20 protein-coding genes and 1 tRNA gene are annotated in these 13,573 nt (G+C 67.1%); 5 read left to right on the top strand and 16 right to left on the bottom strand.

What is annotated here, in order from left to right; all coding sequences use genetic code 11:
• Positions 1-54: 54 nt before the first annotated feature.
• Entirely contained in the window at positions 55-870 is an 816-nt protein-coding gene (locus tag N8I71_RS09840) for a hypothetical protein (RefSeq protein WP_262877804.1), read from the top strand.
• 127 nt (positions 871-997) lie between these two features.
• On the opposite strand, the gene bfr is transcribed toward N8I71_RS09840, so the two are convergent.
• The 8 genes from bfr to N8I71_RS09880 form a co-directional block, all read right to left on the bottom strand.
• A complete protein-coding gene (gene bfr / locus N8I71_RS09845) occupies positions 998-1,483 on the bottom strand; it encodes a bacterioferritin (RefSeq protein WP_262877805.1) in 486 nt (161 codons plus the stop codon).
• Complete coding sequence (locus N8I71_RS09850; protein WP_262877968.1) at positions 1,473-1,724, bottom strand: (2Fe-2S)-binding protein; 252 nt, start codon at positions 1,722-1,724, stop codon at positions 1,473-1,475. Before N8I71_RS09850 ends, bfr begins: the two co-directional genes overlap by 11 nt.
• 173 nt (positions 1,725-1,897) lie before the next feature.
• A complete protein-coding gene (locus N8I71_RS09855) occupies positions 1,898-2,167 on the bottom strand; it encodes a DksA/TraR family C4-type zinc finger protein (RefSeq protein ID WP_262877806.1) in 270 nt (89 codons plus the stop codon).
• Positions 2,168-2,247: 80 nt separating this feature from the next.
• Positions 2,248-2,493: a CDGSH iron-sulfur domain-containing protein gene (locus tag N8I71_RS09860; protein WP_262877807.1), complete on the bottom strand. Its 246-nt coding sequence runs from the start codon at positions 2,491-2,493 to the stop codon at positions 2,248-2,250.
• A 57-nt stretch (positions 2,494-2,550) separates the two neighbouring features.
• Positions 2,551-2,859 (bottom strand): DUF4389 domain-containing protein, encoded by a 309-nt coding sequence (locus tag N8I71_RS09865; protein ID WP_262877808.1) that lies wholly within the window; start codon positions 2,857-2,859, stop codon positions 2,551-2,553.
• A gap of 35 nt (positions 2,860-2,894) precedes the next feature.
• A complete protein-coding gene (locus N8I71_RS09870) occupies positions 2,895-3,872 on the bottom strand; it encodes a Gfo/Idh/MocA family protein (protein WP_262877809.1) in 978 nt (325 codons plus the stop codon).
• 117 nt (positions 3,873-3,989) lie between these two features.
• Complete coding sequence (gene rpoH / locus N8I71_RS09875; protein WP_262877810.1) at positions 3,990-4,886, bottom strand: RNA polymerase sigma factor RpoH; 897 nt, start codon at positions 4,884-4,886, stop codon at positions 3,990-3,992.
• A gap of 171 nt (positions 4,887-5,057) precedes the next feature.
• The gene (locus N8I71_RS09880; RefSeq protein WP_262877811.1) at positions 5,058-6,086 is read right to left on the bottom strand and encodes an RluA family pseudouridine synthase; all 1,029 of its coding nucleotides are present in this window, start codon (positions 6,084-6,086) and stop codon (positions 5,058-5,060) included.
• Here N8I71_RS09880 and N8I71_RS09885 point away from each other — a divergent pair.
• Positions 6,085-6,405 carry a DUF6476 family protein gene (locus N8I71_RS09885; protein ID WP_262877812.1) on the top strand — a complete coding sequence of 107 codons (321 nt, stop codon included), beginning with the start codon at positions 6,085-6,087 and terminating at the stop codon, positions 6,403-6,405. The genes N8I71_RS09880 and N8I71_RS09885 overlap by 2 nt on opposite strands.
• A 4-nt stretch (positions 6,406-6,409) precedes the next feature.
• Here the strand turns inward: N8I71_RS09885 and N8I71_RS09890 are convergent.
• Together N8I71_RS09890 and N8I71_RS09895 are read right to left on the bottom strand one after the other, a co-directional pair.
• Positions 6,410-6,486 (bottom strand) — tRNA-His (locus N8I71_RS09890).
• A 135-nt stretch (positions 6,487-6,621) separates the two neighbouring features.
• Complete coding sequence (locus N8I71_RS09895; RefSeq protein ID WP_262877813.1) at positions 6,622-7,119, bottom strand: GNAT family N-acetyltransferase; 498 nt, start codon at positions 7,117-7,119, stop codon at positions 6,622-6,624.
• Between the two features lie 39 nt (positions 7,120-7,158).
• Between N8I71_RS09895 and N8I71_RS09900 the strand changes: the two genes are divergently transcribed.
• Positions 7,159-7,353 carry a DUF6324 family protein gene (locus N8I71_RS09900; protein ID WP_262877814.1) on the top strand — a complete coding sequence of 65 codons (195 nt, stop codon included), beginning with the start codon at positions 7,159-7,161 and terminating at the stop codon, positions 7,351-7,353.
• 82 nt (positions 7,354-7,435) lie between these two features.
• Positions 7,436-8,623 (top strand): cation:proton antiporter, encoded by a 1,188-nt coding sequence (locus tag N8I71_RS09905; protein WP_262877815.1) that lies wholly within the window; start codon positions 7,436-7,438, stop codon positions 8,621-8,623.
• Here N8I71_RS09905 and N8I71_RS09910 read toward each other — a convergent pair.
• The 3 genes from N8I71_RS09910 to N8I71_RS09920 all read right to left on the bottom strand — a co-directional run bounded on the left by N8I71_RS09910 (position 8,590) and on the right by N8I71_RS09920 (position 10,723).
• Positions 8,590-9,039: an MmcB family DNA repair protein gene (locus tag N8I71_RS09910; protein ID WP_262877816.1), complete on the bottom strand. Its 450-nt coding sequence runs from the start codon at positions 9,037-9,039 to the stop codon at positions 8,590-8,592. The two genes, N8I71_RS09905 and N8I71_RS09910, sit on opposite strands and share 34 nt — an antisense overlap.
• Before the next feature lie 339 nt (positions 9,040-9,378).
• A complete protein-coding gene (locus N8I71_RS09915; RefSeq protein WP_262877817.1) occupies positions 9,379-9,699 on the bottom strand; it encodes a hypothetical protein in 321 nt (106 codons plus the stop codon).
• A gap of 103 nt (positions 9,700-9,802) precedes the next feature.
• Complete coding sequence (locus N8I71_RS09920; protein WP_262877818.1) at positions 9,803-10,723, bottom strand: calcium/sodium antiporter; 921 nt, start codon at positions 10,721-10,723, stop codon at positions 9,803-9,805.
• 192 nt (positions 10,724-10,915) lie between these two features.
• Between N8I71_RS09920 and N8I71_RS09925 the strand changes: the two genes are divergently transcribed.
• Entirely contained in the window at positions 10,916-11,401 is a 486-nt protein-coding gene (locus N8I71_RS09925; protein WP_262877819.1) for an SRPBCC family protein, read from the top strand.
• Here N8I71_RS09925 and nusB read toward each other — a convergent pair.
• The 3 genes from nusB to ribB are packed head-to-tail and all read right to left on the bottom strand — an operon-like array spanning position 11,365 to position 13,552.
• A complete protein-coding gene (gene nusB, locus N8I71_RS09930; RefSeq protein WP_262877820.1) occupies positions 11,365-11,865 on the bottom strand; it encodes a transcription antitermination factor NusB in 501 nt (166 codons plus the stop codon). The genes N8I71_RS09925 and nusB overlap by 37 nt on opposite strands.
• The gene (locus N8I71_RS09935; RefSeq protein WP_262877821.1) at positions 11,862-12,422 is read right to left on the bottom strand and encodes a 6,7-dimethyl-8-ribityllumazine synthase; all 561 of its coding nucleotides are present in this window, start codon (positions 12,420-12,422) and stop codon (positions 11,862-11,864) included. The genes nusB and N8I71_RS09935 overlap by 4 nt, the downstream gene beginning before the upstream one ends.
• The gene (gene ribB, locus N8I71_RS09940; protein ID WP_262877822.1) at positions 12,422-13,552 is read right to left on the bottom strand and encodes a 3,4-dihydroxy-2-butanone-4-phosphate synthase; all 1,131 of its coding nucleotides are present in this window, start codon (positions 13,550-13,552) and stop codon (positions 12,422-12,424) included. Before ribB ends, N8I71_RS09935 begins: the two co-directional genes overlap by 1 nt.
• Between the last annotated feature and the right edge of the window lie 21 nt (positions 13,553-13,573).

The raw sequence follows: 13,573 nt of genomic DNA on the forward strand, positions 1-13,573 counted from the left end.
CGCGCCGTGCCGGCGCGGTTTAGGACTTCGTGCGACGGCACCCGGGGCGGATCGATGGACGGATCCAACATCACGAAAAGGGCAAGCGTGGGTCTCCCCTGGGCGACGCGCGACGATGCCCTGTTCCGGATCGTCTACTTCGGCGAAGCACTCCGCGCGATGACGGAACACGTCAGCGACGCCCTGATCTCCGGCCCCTGCGAGCCCATGATCGACGTGCTCGACGATGCCTTCGACCGGATGAGCGAGGTGCGCCCCAGCTTCTCGCCCGAGGAATTCACGCTCTACGTGATGTCGCGCATGCTCGGCCTTTGCGAGGACGACGAGGAAGCGCGCCAGTTCCGGATCGGCGCGGCACAGTACATCGTCAAGTCGGCCAAGGCACTGCCCGAGGATTACGCCGTCATCGTCGAAGACGCCGAACGGATGCTTGCCGACAACGACGTGGACGAGAACGCCGCGCAGGCGGCTATCGCGGACGCCAGGGCCGAGACACAGGCGGAGCCAAGCGCGCCGTCGCAGGACGCATCCGGTCTTGCCGCCTCTGCTCCCCTGGGCCTCGAGGAGGCCGTCGCGATGGCGCGGGCCGAGCCTGCGGCCAAGGCCGAAGCGCGCCCCCTGGCGCTACGCAAGGCCGTCCCGGCCGCGCCCGTCGCGGACACTCGGGAGGCGATTTCGGATACTGAAAACCGTCGGCCCGTGCGCATCCGGTATACCGAACGGCAAGGCGGCGTCTTCGGCGAAGTCACCGACAAGATCATCATCGGCGGCGCCGTGTTCGTCTTCCTGACTGCGATCTTTCTCATGGCGGGCGGCATCGCCGAACTGCCGGGGGTCGAGATCTTCTCGCGAGAACGCGTAGGCTGGTAGCGACCCCGACCGACGCGGCGGCGCACACGCCTGCCCGGACATCGCGACATTCTGAACCAACCCGCACGCGGGAGGCCGCCCCTCCACGACGGCAGGCGGCATCCCGGTCACGGGCAGGTGCGCGGACCTACTCCGCCTCGTTCGCGGGTTTGGCCTGCAGCAGCCCGTAAGTGGCGTCGCCGAGCCTGCCGTGAAGTTCCAGTTGCGTCTCCAGGAAGTCGATATGCCCTTCCTCGTCGGCGATCAGTTCCTCGAACAACGCCTTCGAGACGTAATCCTTCACGCTTTCGCAGTGGTCGCGCGCCTCGATGTAGAGATTGCGCGCGTCATGCTCGGCGGCAAGGTCGGATTCCAGGGTCTCCTTGAGGGTCTCGCCGATGCGCAGCGGATCAAGCTTCTGCAGGTTGGGATGGCCGCCGAGAAAGATGATCCGTTCGATCAGCCTGTCGGCGTGATGCATCTCCTCGACGCTTTCCTCGCGCGACTTGGCCGCGATCCGGCCGTAGCCCCAGTCTTCCTGCAGGCGGTAGTGCAGCCAGTACTGGCTGACCGCCGTCAACTCGCTGCGCAATGCCGCGTTGAGGTACTCGATGACCTTTTCATCACCCTTCATGTCTACGTCCTTTTGTCGTGCGTCTGCGAAGTCCACACAATTCGGATGGGACTTCAAGGCTTGAACTCGCGGCCATCGTCGCCATGAAAAGCGGGAGGCAGCCGCCGCAATCCGCCTTCTTGCCGAGCGCACGGTAGACCTTTCCGGGCGTGATGATCGTGTCCGGATCGGCGGCGCGCATCCAGTCGATCGCCGATCGGATCTCGTGGTCGCTGATGTTCGTGCAGTGGCAGACGATCATCGGATCACATCCGGCAAGACGGTCGCGGCAGGGCGGCGGGGGGATGGCGTGGAAGGCAATTCTCTCGGGCTCCGGCGTATTGCCCGAAAGTCTGACAAAAACGCTCAGCCAAGTCAATTCAGAGTATTTTTGTCGGACACCATGCCGCGGCAACCGCCATCATCCGGCCGCGCCTACTTGAGCTGGCTGTCCTTCGACCCGCGACGATTGAACCCGCCCCGGTTCACGGGCCGCGCATCACGCTCGGAGGCGCAATCGACGCACAGCTTGACCCCGGGGATTGCCAGTCGCCGTGCCTCGGGAATGGGCTCCTCGCAGTCGGCGCAGTTGGCGAGGCTCTCGCCTTTCGGGCCAGGGCGCGCCCGCAGACGGGCAAGTTCGTCCTGGATCGAGGCTTCGATCTGCTCTTCGACCGCGCCGTCCTTCGCCCAGCCACCGGCCATTCGTGCCTCCATCGCGACGCCGGGCCTGTCCCGGCGCCATGATGCTGCTTGGCCGGCGGCGTCGGATCAAGCCCCCGCGCTCAGAGCCGGTTGTGCGACCCGTCGCAGAGAGGCTGATTCTGGCTCGCCTTGCAGCCGCAGAAGAAGGCGCGTCCGTCCTTCTCGGCGGTCCATTTCTGGGGCTGGAACGCGGTCCCCTTGTGGGATCCGTCGCAGAACGGCTGGTTCTGCGAGCGCCCGCAGGCGCACCAGAAATAGGTCTTCCCCTCCGTCACCTCGACGGGAAAGGGGCCTTTCTGGGCAATGATCGGGGTCTCGTCGGACATCTGGCTGCTCCTTGGCTCGATGGGTTTCGGGCCAAGATGGGGCGGCGTCCGCCCCAGTCAATCGAGGTCGGTCCAGGGCCAGGGTTTGACGTCGGACGCGGCCGACTGGTAGCGGGCGGCCTTGGCCATCCATATCCCCAGATCGGTGCCGAAATCAGCAAGCCGCGCGTTCCGGTCGCCATTGTTCACCAACATGATGACGAACTGCACCACGGTCAGAACGGTCAGCACGGTCTGCGCGATCGACAGCATGAATGCGATCAGCAGCACGTGGATCAACCGCATGCCGAGGTTTTCACGATCCGGGGTCGACGGCTGTTCTCCGTTGACCCGGCCTTCGAGGTTCTCGTCGTCGTTCCGGGGCATCTGCCACCTCCCCCGCCTGTCGCTGCGGCCGCACTCTAGCCCGGCGCGCCGAGCCTGTCGAACACCGCGTCGATGACCGCCTGCGTCCCGCGCGACTGTTCCAGGGGCATCGGATAGGACGCCCCGTCGAGCAGGGTCGCGGCGACGGCCTCGACCTGGGCGGCGTACTGGCGCGCCTCGGGGAAACGCAGGATCACGTCATCCGCCCCCTCCCGGCGAAGGTGCAGGTCGGCCTGACCGTATTGCCCCGCATTGAACGGCGCGCGCACCACGAGCCAGCCTTCGTCGCCCTCGAAGACCATTTCCTGCCGCTTCGTCGTCCGCATCGAGACATGGAAGGAGAAGCGCACCTCGCCCGCCTGTGCCTGAACCCAGGTGGAGGCGTCGACCCCGTCCTCCCAGAGCGCCTCGGCGCCGGTCACGTCCGGCTCCAGCCCGGTGGCGAGGCGGAAGGCCCCGATCGGGTAGACGCCGATATCGCGCAGCGCCCCGCCGGCAAGGTCGGCGCTGTTGCGGACATTCGCCGGATCGCTGAGGCCGTAGGTGAAGACGCCGGTCACTGTATGCAGCCGCCCGATCCCGCCGCCCGCCACGATCTCTCGCGCGCGGGTCCATTGCGGATGGTGGGCGGGCATCCAGGCTTCGGCGATGAAGACGCCGGTCTCGTCGCGGAGCGCGATGAGGCGGTCGATGTCGGCCACCGTCAGGCCGATCGGCTTCTCGCAGAGCACCGCCTTGCCCGCGCGCGCGGCCTTTTCGGTCCATTCGACGTGGAGCGCGTTCGGAAGCGGCACGTAGACCGCGTCGATCTCAGGATCGGCCAGAAGTGCTTCGTAGCTTTCGTGGACCCTGAGATCCGGGGCGAAGGCGGCGAAAGGCGCGGCTTTCGATGCATCACGGGTGGCGAGTGCCGCGAGACGCGAACGTTGGGCCTCGTGGATGGCGGGGGCCATCGTCTTGCGGGCGAAGCCCGACGCGCCGAGGACGCCCCAGTTCACTGTTTTCCTGTCCATGGCCCTGCAATAACGCCCGGCGACCCGCACCGAAAGCCCCGCTGAAGGACCGGCAAACGAAAACCGGCCGCGCGTCTTGGGCCCGCGCGGCCGGTTCATCGATCTGGCTAGGCGCAATCAGGCGCGGGCCAGCATCCCGTGTTCCTTCGCAAGCTCGCGCATGCGCTTCTGCAGCTTCTCGAAGGCGCGCACCTCGATCTGGCGGATACGCTCGCGGCTGACGTTGTAGACGCCCGAAAGCTCCTCCAGCGTCACCGGGCTTTCCTCCAGCCGGCGTTGGGTGAGGATGTCGCGCTCGCGTTCGTTCAGAACGTCCATCGCCTGCTCCATCAGGGCGATACGCTGGGTGTACTCGTCCCGCTCGGCATAGGCCTCGGCCTGGTTGGCATCCTCGTCCTCGAGCCAGTCCTGCCATTGGGTGGAGCTGTCGTCCTCGGAGCCGACCGTGGCGTTGAGCGAGGCATCGCCGCCCGACAGCCGCCGGTTCATCGAGATCACTTCGTCCTCGGTCACGCCGAGATCGTGGGCGATGCGCGCGACGTTCTCGGGACGCAGGTCCCCGTCCTCGAGCGCGCCGATCCGTGCCTTGGCCTTGCGCAGGTTGAAGAAGAGCTTCTTCTGCGCAGACGTCGTGCCGAGTTTCACGAGGCTCCACGAGCGCAGGATGTACTCCTGGATCGCGGCGCGGATCCACCACATGGCATAGGTCGCGAGGCGGAAGCCCTTCTCGGGATCGAACCGCTTGACGGCCTGCATGAGGCCCACGTTCGCCTCCGAGATGACCTCGGCCTGCGGCAGGCCGTAGCCACGGTAGCCCATGGCGATCTTGGCCGCGAGACGCAGGTGGCTCGTCACCAGTTGGTGCGCCGCCTCGGTGTCCTGGTCCTCGACCCAGCGCTTGGCGAGCATGTATTCCTGCTCGGGCTCAAGCATCGGGAACTTCCGGATCTCCTGGAGATACCGGTTCAGGCCCTGCTCCGGGGACGGTGCTGGAAGATTGGCGTAGGTGCTCATGTCTTCACCCCCCTTTTCGATACGCGCCCTGATCGGCGCCGTTAGCCCATATGTAAACTTGATTAACTTTTCGTCAAGACCACAACTGGACCGTTCGGTTCAGTTTTATGCATCCTCACTGGGCGAACATCAATCCATATTTCCGATTGGTAACGTGCAAGTGTGCACATGTTACGCAGCCGCCGCGCGCAGCGCTTCGAGGAGTTCGGCCATGTCTTCGGGCAGCGGCGCGGCGAATCGCAGGGCCTCGCCCGTGGCCGGGTGAACGAAGCCCAGCGTCGCGGCGTGCAGCGCCTGCCGGGTAAAGGCAGCGACCATCGCGGCCGCAGGCCCCAGCGCCTTTTCCGAGACGCGCCGGCGGCCGCCATAGACCGGATCGCCGATCAGACCATGGCCGATATGGGCCATGTGAACGCGGATCTGGTGGGTGCGCCCGGTCTCAAGCCGGCAGGACACCCGCGCGGCCGATCCCGCGAAGTTCTCCTCGACGCGCAGATGCGTGACCGCGTGACGTCCGCCCTGGAACAGAACGGCCTGACGCTGCCGGTCTGTCTTGTGCCGGGCGAGCTGCGTGGTGATCCGTATGGTTCCGTCCGATGTCACGTGAACCCCGCGCACACCGCGCAGCCGGGGGTCCGCCAGATTCGGAACACCGTGGCAGAGCGCCTGGTATTCCCGCTCGATCGAGTGGTCGGCGAACTGCGCCGCCAGCCCATGATGCGCGCGGTCGGACTTCGCCACGACCAGCAATCCGCTGGTGTCCTTGTCGATTCGGTGCACGATGCCGGGCCGCTTCTCGCCGCCGATACCCGAGAGGTCGTCGCCGAAGTGGTGCAGGAGCGCGTTGACGAGCGTTCCCTCGGGCGAACCCGGCGCGGGATGGACAACCATGCCTGCGGGCTTGTTGACCACCACGAGGTCGGCGTCCTCGAACAGGATGTCGAGCGGGATATCCTCGGGCTGCGTCGCGACCTCGACGGCCTCTTCCACCGTGATCTCGACCGCGTCGTCCTCGGACAGCTTCGCGCGGGCATCCGTCACGACCACGCCGTTGACCTTCACCGCACCCGCCTCGATCAGGCGGGCGAGGCGCGAGCGGCTGAGGCTCTCCTCCTCTGGCACGTCGCGGCCCAGTGCCTTATCAAGGCGCGGCGCCGGGTCGGGACCGATCCGGAAGGAAACGAGGCGGGTGCGCGGCATGAACGAGGCTCCGAGGGATGAGGCGGGCACGGAACTGCCCCGCGACCTGCGTTTCCTTAAGACGCTGGTGACGGTGCTGACCGTGGCGATGATCGCCGGGGTCATAACGATCACCGCGCTGCTTGTCATCCGGCTGAACGCCGGCGACGGCGAAACGGTGCTGGTCGATCCGGGGATGTTCCCGCTGCCCCAGGGCGTCGGCGTGGTGGGTTTCAGCGTCGTCGAGGGCTTGACCGTGATCGTCGGCGACGACCGCGTGATCCGGGTCTTTGACAGCGAAGGCCGGAACCTCGTTCAGGAGATCGAACTGCCGCGGTGAGAGGTGGTACCGCCTCCCCGGCTTGAACGGGGGACCTCTGGATCCACAATCCAGCGCTCTAACCAACTGAGCTAAGGCGGCACTGGCGGGCGGGATAGCGCCGGAGAACGCCGATTGCAAGAGGGTCGGACGGCGATGTCCCCTGTCCGGGCGGCCGCGGCGGGGGGCGTTTCCCCCAAGGAAAACGGCCCGGAAAACGCGCGTTTTCCGCGCGATCTAGAGATCGCGTTCCCAGACCTGTTCGACAAGGTCGACACCGAAGGAGTGCACAGGCTCGGAACGCACGCAGGCAAACCCGTTCTTCGCATAAAGCGCACAGGCCGCGCGATGGCTCTCGTGGGTCCAGAGCGTCATGCGCGCGTATCCGGCGGACCGCGCGAAATCGAGGCAGGTATCGAGCAGGCGCTGCCCGAGGCCTAGGCCCCGTGCCTCGGGTTCGAGCAGGAACAGCCGCAGCTTAGCGAGGCGGGGTCGGGGCCCCGCGACGCAGAAGATCGATCCCAATCGCCTGTCGCCCGCGCGCGCGATCCAGCCGCGCTCCCGCGTCGGGTCGTGACCGTCGAGAAAATCGGCGAGGATGCGCGCGACGAGCGGCTCGAAACTCGCGTCGAAGCCTTCCTCGGCCGCGTAAAGCTCGCCGTGGCGCATGGTCAGCCAACCGGCATCGCCGATCCGCAGATCGTCGAGCACCACGTCGCTTGCGGAAATCTCCATCAGCGGCTACCTCCGCCCACAGGTTTGGAGGCATCGCCCATGGGCATCAACAGCGAAAGCGAAGTGGCGGCCAATCTGCAGATCGGGCCGACGAGCCTGGGCATGGTCAGGATCTATGTCGAGGGGGACGGCATCGACCTGCCGCTCGATTTCGATCCCGAGGAGGCCGAGGAAATCGCCGAGGAACTGCGCGCCGCGGCAGCCGCCGCGCGAAAGCTCTCGAAAAAGCGCTGAGAGCGCCGAGACGCGGCCTCCCTCGACGCGGAGTTGACGAGCATCAAGGCGCCCGGACGGGACCGCGCGCAGGCTCGCCGGGATGGATGACCCCGCGCTCCTCTTCGTGACCCTCGGCTCGCTGTTCCTTGCCGGGCTCGCGGCCGACACGCTGGGCCGTCGCACGCGCCTGCCGCGCGTCACCCTTCTTCTGCTGATCGGGATCGTTGCGGGCCCCACGGGTCTCGGCCTCGTGCCCGAAGGTGCCGACGGATGGTTCGAGCTGATCTCGACGGCGGCGCTTGCGCTGGTGGCGTTCCTGCTGGGCAACGCCTTGACCGTCGAGAAACTGGCGGCGCACGGGCGCGAGATCCTTTTGGTGACCGTCGCGATCGTCGGCGCGACGCTCCTGGTCATGACTTTGGGGCTGGTAGCGCTCGGCCTGGCGCCCGGGCTCGCGTTGATCCTGGCATCCATCGGCACCGCGACGGCACCTGCGGCCACGACGGACATCCTCGCGCAGGCGCGCGCCTCCGGACCCTTCGCCGACCGGATCCGGGGAATCGTGGCCGTGGACGACGCCTGGGGGCTGATCGTCTTCAGCCTCGCGCTGGTGATTGTCGGGGCCGATGGGGGCGAAGGAGCGGCCCCGCTGCTCCGCGCCGCCCTCGAGATCGGCGGGGCGCTGGCGGTCGGGCTCGCCACGGGCCTGCCCGGCGCCTACCTGACGGGCCGCCTCTCGCCGGGCGAACCGCTCCAGTCCGAGGCACTCGGGCTCGTCTTCCTGACGGCGGGGCTGGCGGCATGGCTCGGCGTGTCGACGCTGCTGGCGGGGATTACGGCAGGCGCCGTCGTCGCAAACTTCGCCCGTCACCACGAGCGCGCCTTTCACGAGATCGAGCACGTGGAGTGGCCCTTCATGCTGCTTTTCTTCCTGATGGCCGGGGCGGCGCTGGAAATCGAACGGCTGCCCGAGCTTGGGCTCACCGGCCTTGCCTATGTCTTCCTGCGGACGCTCGCGCGGCTGATCGGCGGCTGGGTCGGCGCGCGGATGGCCCGGCTGCCTCGCGCGGAGCGGCGTTGGATGGGCCCTGCGCTCCTGCCGCAGGCGGGGGTCGCGGTGGGGATGGCCCTGGTCGCGGGGGAGGCCTTCCCCGAGTGGCGGGACACGATCGTGACGCTGACGGTCGGCACCACTGTGCTGTTCGAACTGATCGGCCCACCCGCGACGATGCTGGCGCTGTCCCGCGTCAAGGCTCAGAGCGAGGCGCCCGGGTCGCGCATCACCTGAAGCCTCTGCGCGGCGATGCGGGCGAACCGCTGCGTCACGGCCTTGCGGCGGGCGCCGGCGAGCTTCGTTTCGGGCCCCATGCGCAGGATCTCGGCGTCGTAGGCATCGGCAATGATGAGGCCAGTGTCATCGGGCAGAAGCTCGACCGGGAAATCGGCGTCGACGGCCCAGAAATAGCGATCGCCCCAGTCGAGGTATCCGCCCCATTTGCCGTCCGAGGTGAAATCCGCCCGGCTCGACTTGCACTCCACGATCCAGAACTCGCCCTTCGGGCTCATCGCCATGACGTCGAGGCGCTTGCCGCGCTCGGGCGTGAATTCTTCCAGCGTGGCGAAGCCGTGGGTCGCAAGGTGACGGCAGACACCGCGCGCCAGAAGCTGGCCGGGCATGAGCGTCGGAAGTCCGGTCTCAATCATGGCAGAGAGATTGGAACATTAACGGAACATTTGCAACCGCCGCCGCGGCGCACGCCCCCCCTTGTTCGGAGACCGCCATCGCCCTAGATCTGGGCTTGGCGGGTTCTGCCCTTCTCGTGCCTGTGGCAAAATTCCGGTGGCCTTAAACATTTCCGAGGGAGCTGGCTCTGACCGGACCGTGGTCCGGCTACCTGGCGCCCACCTGTTCATACAGGTCCTCGGGAATTAACGCCTCCACGGTCGGTGCGGTCCCGCCACCCTTCCCCGACGCTCCTCGCGAAACAAAAAAGGCCGACGCCCCGGCGTCGGCCCTGTCGTGTCCTGTCCGAAGCCGCGCGTTCAGCGGCGCTCGGGCCTGCGGTCGTCGGTGCGGACCGGTATCGGAATTGCGTCGAACACGCGGATCGCGTCGCGCTTGCCGCCGCTCGGCTTGTCGTCGTCTTCGCCCATCGTCATGATCTTGTAGCCGATCTGGGCCGATCCGAAGGTGATCGTGCAGAAGACGAAAAGCATCACGACCGCGATCGGCCCTTCGGCCGTGTGGGTGACGAGATGCCAGAGATTGCCCACGTTGAAGACGAGAAGCATCGCCACGAAGGCCGCCGCGATGACCGCGCCGAAGGCTGCGTGGCGGAGGATGAAGCGGATGTGGTCGGGCATGTCGGTTGTCTCCGTCAATGACATGAGGAAGGTAACACCGATCCGCCAAACCGCAAGGGGACGCGGCGTCCTGTCCCGGCGGAAGCGGTGCTTTGCCCGCAAATCAGGCAGAGGCGAGCGCGAGCCAGGCGATGTATCCTGCGTAAAGTCCCAGCAGGCCGAGGCCCGCACCCCGCCCGATCCGGCCGATGAACAGAAAGACGAGCAGGATCGCAGCCGAGCCCGCGAAAAGCGCGAGGTCCACGGCCGACAGTCCCGGCGGCACCGGGATCGGGATCAGGAACGCGGTCAGCCCGAGGATGGCGAAGATGTTGAACACGTTGGATCCGAGGATGTTTCCCAGCGCCAACCCCGCCTCACCGCGCCGCGCCGCAACGATGCTGGTCGCAAGCTCGGGCAGCGAGGTGCCCACCGCGACCACGGTCAGGCCGATCACCGTCTCGCTGATGCCAAGCGCCCGCGCGATGCCCGTGGCACCCGTGACGAGCAGGTAGGCGCCAGCAAGCAACGCGCCGAGACCGACGACGATGAACCCGGCGATGCGCCAGCCCGCCATGCCCTCGATCGTCTGCACCGGCCCCATATCGCTGTCCCGCGAGAGCGAGCGCCAGATGTAGATCGCCAGCGCGGCCAACAGGATTGCCCCCTCGGTCCGGCCTAAAACCTCGGTCACCATGACAAGGCCGAGGCCCAGCGCCGTGGCGATCAGCAGCCACAGCCTGTCCTCGGTCGAGGCGGTTTCGCCGGGAATGGCGGCGATGACGCCGGCGACGCCGAGAATCAGGAGAATGTTGGCGATGTTGGAGCCGAGCACGTTGCCGATCGCGATGCCGGGCGCACCGGCCCACGCTGCCGAAAGCGAGGTAAGAAGCTCGGGCATCGACGTGCCAAAACCCAGGACGAGGGCGCCGACGACCGCCATGGGCAGGCGCATCCGCGTCGCGAAGGCCACACCGCCACGCACCAGCCCCTCGCCGCCGCCGAGCAAGAGCGCCAGACCGGCCACCATCAAAATCGCGTCCATCGCGCGAACCACCCCTGTTGCCCCGCGATACGACGGGTTCAGACGATCAGGTGCGCCGCCATCGGGCGCCTTGCAAGGGTATGGAAAAAAGAACGCGGCGAGCGTGCAAAAGCCTTGAACGCGGAAGGGGCGGTTCCGATCTCACCCTGCGCGCTGCGCGCGGATGTCGCGCAGGCCTGGAGAACGCCCGCGATGCCATCCTTTCTTGTCGATACTTCGGCGCCCGCCTACGCGCGGCGCAGCCGCGTCATGCCCGCCCCTCGCGATCTGGTCTGGTCGATCCTGACCGACCTGTCCCACTGGTCCGACTGGAATGCGGGCGTGCGGAACATGCGCCTTGATGGTCCGGTTGCGCCGGGAACCGGGTTCCGCTGGAACGGTGGCGGCCTGCCGATCCGCTCGCGCATCGAGATTTTTCGCCCGACCGCCGAGATCGGATGGACCGGGCGCGCACCCGGGATCCGCGCGCGCCATGTCTGGCACCTGACCGAGGAAGCGCACGGCACGCGTGTCACCACGGAGGAGGACTTTGCCGGGCCTCTCGCCAGCCTGATGCCACGCATGATGGCCCGCACCATCGGCGAGGCTCTCGATCAGGGGCTTGGTGCATTGGAGGCCGAATGCATCCGCAGGCTTGCGGCTCAGAACGCCTCGGGCCTAGCGTCGCGCGCCATGTGATCCAGAACGGCGTTGACGAACTTCGGCTCGCGGCCTTCTGGAAAGAAGGCGCGGGCGACGTCGACGTATTCGGTGATGACCACCTTCGGCGGCGCCGCGCCCTCGACGAGTTCGGCCCCGGCGGCGCGGAACAGCGCGCGCAAGGTCGGATCGATCCGGTTGATCGGCCACGCGGCCACGAGCGCCCGGTCGGTCATCTGGTCGATCTTCGCCTGCCAGTTGACCGCGTCCTCCAGCGTCTTGGCGAAAAGCGTCGGATCGCCCTCGGCCATCTCCTCGCCGTCATAGACCGCGCCGAAGCGATGGGTCTCGAACTCCCGGCGGACGGCGTCGACGGTCTGGCCCGAAGCCTCCATCTGGAACAGCGCCTGCACGGCATAAAGCCGCGCGGCGGATCTCATCTGTCGTTTTTCCTCGCGGCTCGGCCCCTTGGGCGGCGGCGCGGGATCGGCGGGGTCGCTCATGCCTGTGACGGGCCTTCCTGATCGCCCGCGATCTCGATGATTGCGTCATCGCCGGCGGGGCGGGGCTTGAAACCGACGCCGCCCTTAGGCTGACCGAACCGCCGCGTCAACGCGATGAGATGCAGCGCCGCCTCCGCCGCGCCGCCGGCGGTATTGAGCCGCGCCCCATCGGCGCGCTCTTCCGCCTGCTCGCGGTTCTCCACGGTGATGATCCCGTTGCCCACGCAGACCCCCTGAAGACCCAGAAGCGTCAGCGCCCGCGCGCTCTCGTTCACCACGACATCGTAATGCGAGGTCGCGCCCCGGATCACGCAGCCGAGCGCCACGTAACCGTCGAAGTTCGACAGCCGGTGCGCGATGCCGATGGCGGCCGGGATCTCGAGCGAGCCGGGAACCTCGATGGTCTCGTGGACGACGCCGGCCTTCTCCAGAACGCCCCGGGCGGCCGCAAGCTGCGCCTCGGCGATCGAGGTGTAGTAGGGGGCGATCACGATGGCGACCTTGACCGGCTTGTCAAAGGAGGGCAGCCCAAGGTCGTTGTCGGAATGTCCAGCCATTATCCAAGCTCCGATATCTTGCGCGTGCCAATGATCGACAGCCCGTAGGCCTCGAGCCCCACCACCTTGGGCTTCGGCGAGTTGGTGAGAAGGATCATGTCGGAAATCCCCAGCGACGAGAGGATTTGCGCGCCCAGCCCATACTGCCGGAGCGTCTGGGGCGACACCTCGTCACCGGGGGCAAGCTTCATGGTGAGATCGCGCAGAAGGACGACGACGCCCCGGCCCTCGGACGCGATGAGCCGCATGGCGTCGCCGAATTCGCCCGCACGGCCCTTCGGCCCGGCGCCGACGACATCGAGCAGCGGGTCCATTGCATGCATGCGGACCAGCACCGGCTCGGGCCCCGTGATGTCGCCCTTCACCAGGACGATATGCTCCGCGCCCTGCGTCTCGTCGGTGTAGATGCGGAGCGTCCAGGTGCCTCCGAACTCGCTCTCGATCTCCTGTTCCTGGCGGACCTTCACGAGGTTGTCGTGGCGGCGACGGTAGGCGATCAGGTCCGAGATCGTGCCGATCTTGAGGCTGTGGCGCTGTGCGAAGGCGACGAGGTCAGGCAGCCGCGCCATCGACCCGTCCTCGTTCATGATCTCGCAGATCACGCCGGAAGGGTTCAGGCCAGCCAACCGCGAAATGTCGACGGCCGCCTCGGTATGGCCCGCGCGGACGAGCACGCCGCCGGTGCGCGCGCGCAACGGGAAGACATGGCCGGGCGTCGCGATGTCGGCCGCCCCCTTGGAGGCGTCGATGGCGACCTGCACAGTGCGCGCGCGGTCTGCGGCGGAGATGCCTGTGGTCACACCCTCGCGCGCCTCGATCGAGGTGGTGAAGGCCGTCTCGTGCCGCGAGGAATTGTTCGTCGACATGAGCTTCAGGCCCAGCTGTTCGATCCGCTCGGACGTGAGCGACAGACAGATCAGGCCGCGCCCATGCGTCGCCATGAAGTTGATGGCGTCCGGCGTCGCCCATTGCGCGGGGATCACGAGGTCTCCCTCGTTCTCGCGGTCCTCGTGATCGACGAGGATGAACATGCGCCCGTTGCGCGCGTCCTCGATGATCTCCTCGACCGAGGAAATGGCATCGGACCAGTCCCGCTCAACCGGTCCCGGGTTTTCGAACTGCTCCGTCATGGCCATCCTTTCGCGCGTCCC

The organism is Roseicyclus sediminis, from assembly GCF_025515305.1.
GTDB classification, from domain to species: Bacteria; Pseudomonadota; Alphaproteobacteria; order Rhodobacterales; family Rhodobacteraceae; genus Roseibacterium; species Roseibacterium sediminis.

Excerpts from the sequence above, each read along its gene's own strand:
- N8I71_RS09880 (WP_262877811.1), bottom strand. The coding sequence starts at position 6,086 with ATGCCGCGCACCCGCCTCGTTTCCTTCCGGATCGGTCCCGACCCGGCG.
- bfr (WP_262877805.1), bottom strand. The coding sequence starts at position 1,483 with ATGAAGGGTGATGAAAAGGTCATCGAGTACCTCAACGCGGCATTGCGC.
- N8I71_RS09885 (WP_262877812.1), top strand. The coding sequence starts at position 6,085 with ATGAACGAGGCTCCGAGGGATGAGGCGGGCACGGAACTGCCCCGCGAC.
- nusB (WP_262877820.1), bottom strand. The coding sequence starts at position 11,865 with ATGAGCGACCCCGCCGATCCCGCGCCGCCGCCCAAGGGGCCGAGCCGC.
- N8I71_RS09860 (WP_262877807.1), bottom strand. The coding sequence starts at position 2,493 with ATGTCCGACGAGACCCCGATCATTGCCCAGAAAGGCCCCTTTCCCGTC.
- N8I71_RS09895 (WP_262877813.1), bottom strand. The coding sequence starts at position 7,119 with ATGGAGATTTCCGCAAGCGACGTGGTGCTCGACGATCTGCGGATCGGC.
- N8I71_RS09935 (WP_262877821.1), bottom strand. The coding sequence starts at position 12,422 with ATGGCTGGACATTCCGACAACGACCTTGGGCTGCCCTCCTTTGACAAG.
- rpoH (WP_262877810.1), bottom strand. The coding sequence starts at position 4,886 with ATGAGCACCTACGCCAATCTTCCAGCACCGTCCCCGGAGCAGGGCCTG.
- ribB (WP_262877822.1), bottom strand. The coding sequence starts at position 13,552 with ATGACGGAGCAGTTCGAAAACCCGGGACCGGTTGAGCGGGACTGGTCC.
- N8I71_RS09925 (WP_262877819.1), top strand. The coding sequence starts at position 10,916 with ATGCCATCCTTTCTTGTCGATACTTCGGCGCCCGCCTACGCGCGGCGC.
- N8I71_RS09910 (WP_262877816.1), bottom strand. The coding sequence starts at position 9,039 with ATGATTGAGACCGGACTTCCGACGCTCATGCCCGGCCAGCTTCTGGCG.
- N8I71_RS09840 (WP_262877804.1), top strand. The coding sequence starts at position 55 with ATGGACGGATCCAACATCACGAAAAGGGCAAGCGTGGGTCTCCCCTGG.
- N8I71_RS09855 (WP_262877806.1), bottom strand. The coding sequence starts at position 2,167 with ATGGCCGGTGGCTGGGCGAAGGACGGCGCGGTCGAAGAGCAGATCGAA.
- N8I71_RS09900 (WP_262877814.1), top strand. The coding sequence starts at position 7,159 with ATGGGCATCAACAGCGAAAGCGAAGTGGCGGCCAATCTGCAGATCGGG.
- N8I71_RS09915 (WP_262877817.1), bottom strand. The coding sequence starts at position 9,699 with ATGCCCGACCACATCCGCTTCATCCTCCGCCACGCAGCCTTCGGCGCG.
- N8I71_RS09905 (WP_262877815.1), top strand. The coding sequence starts at position 7,436 with ATGGATGACCCCGCGCTCCTCTTCGTGACCCTCGGCTCGCTGTTCCTT.
- N8I71_RS09850 (WP_262877968.1), bottom strand. The coding sequence starts at position 1,724 with ATGATCGTCTGCCACTGCACGAACATCAGCGACCACGAGATCCGATCG.
- N8I71_RS09865 (WP_262877808.1), bottom strand. The coding sequence starts at position 2,859 with ATGCCCCGGAACGACGACGAGAACCTCGAAGGCCGGGTCAACGGAGAA.
- N8I71_RS09870 (WP_262877809.1), bottom strand. The coding sequence starts at position 3,872 with ATGGACAGGAAAACAGTGAACTGGGGCGTCCTCGGCGCGTCGGGCTTC.
- N8I71_RS09920 (WP_262877818.1), bottom strand. The coding sequence starts at position 10,723 with ATGGACGCGATTTTGATGGTGGCCGGTCTGGCGCTCTTGCTCGGCGGC.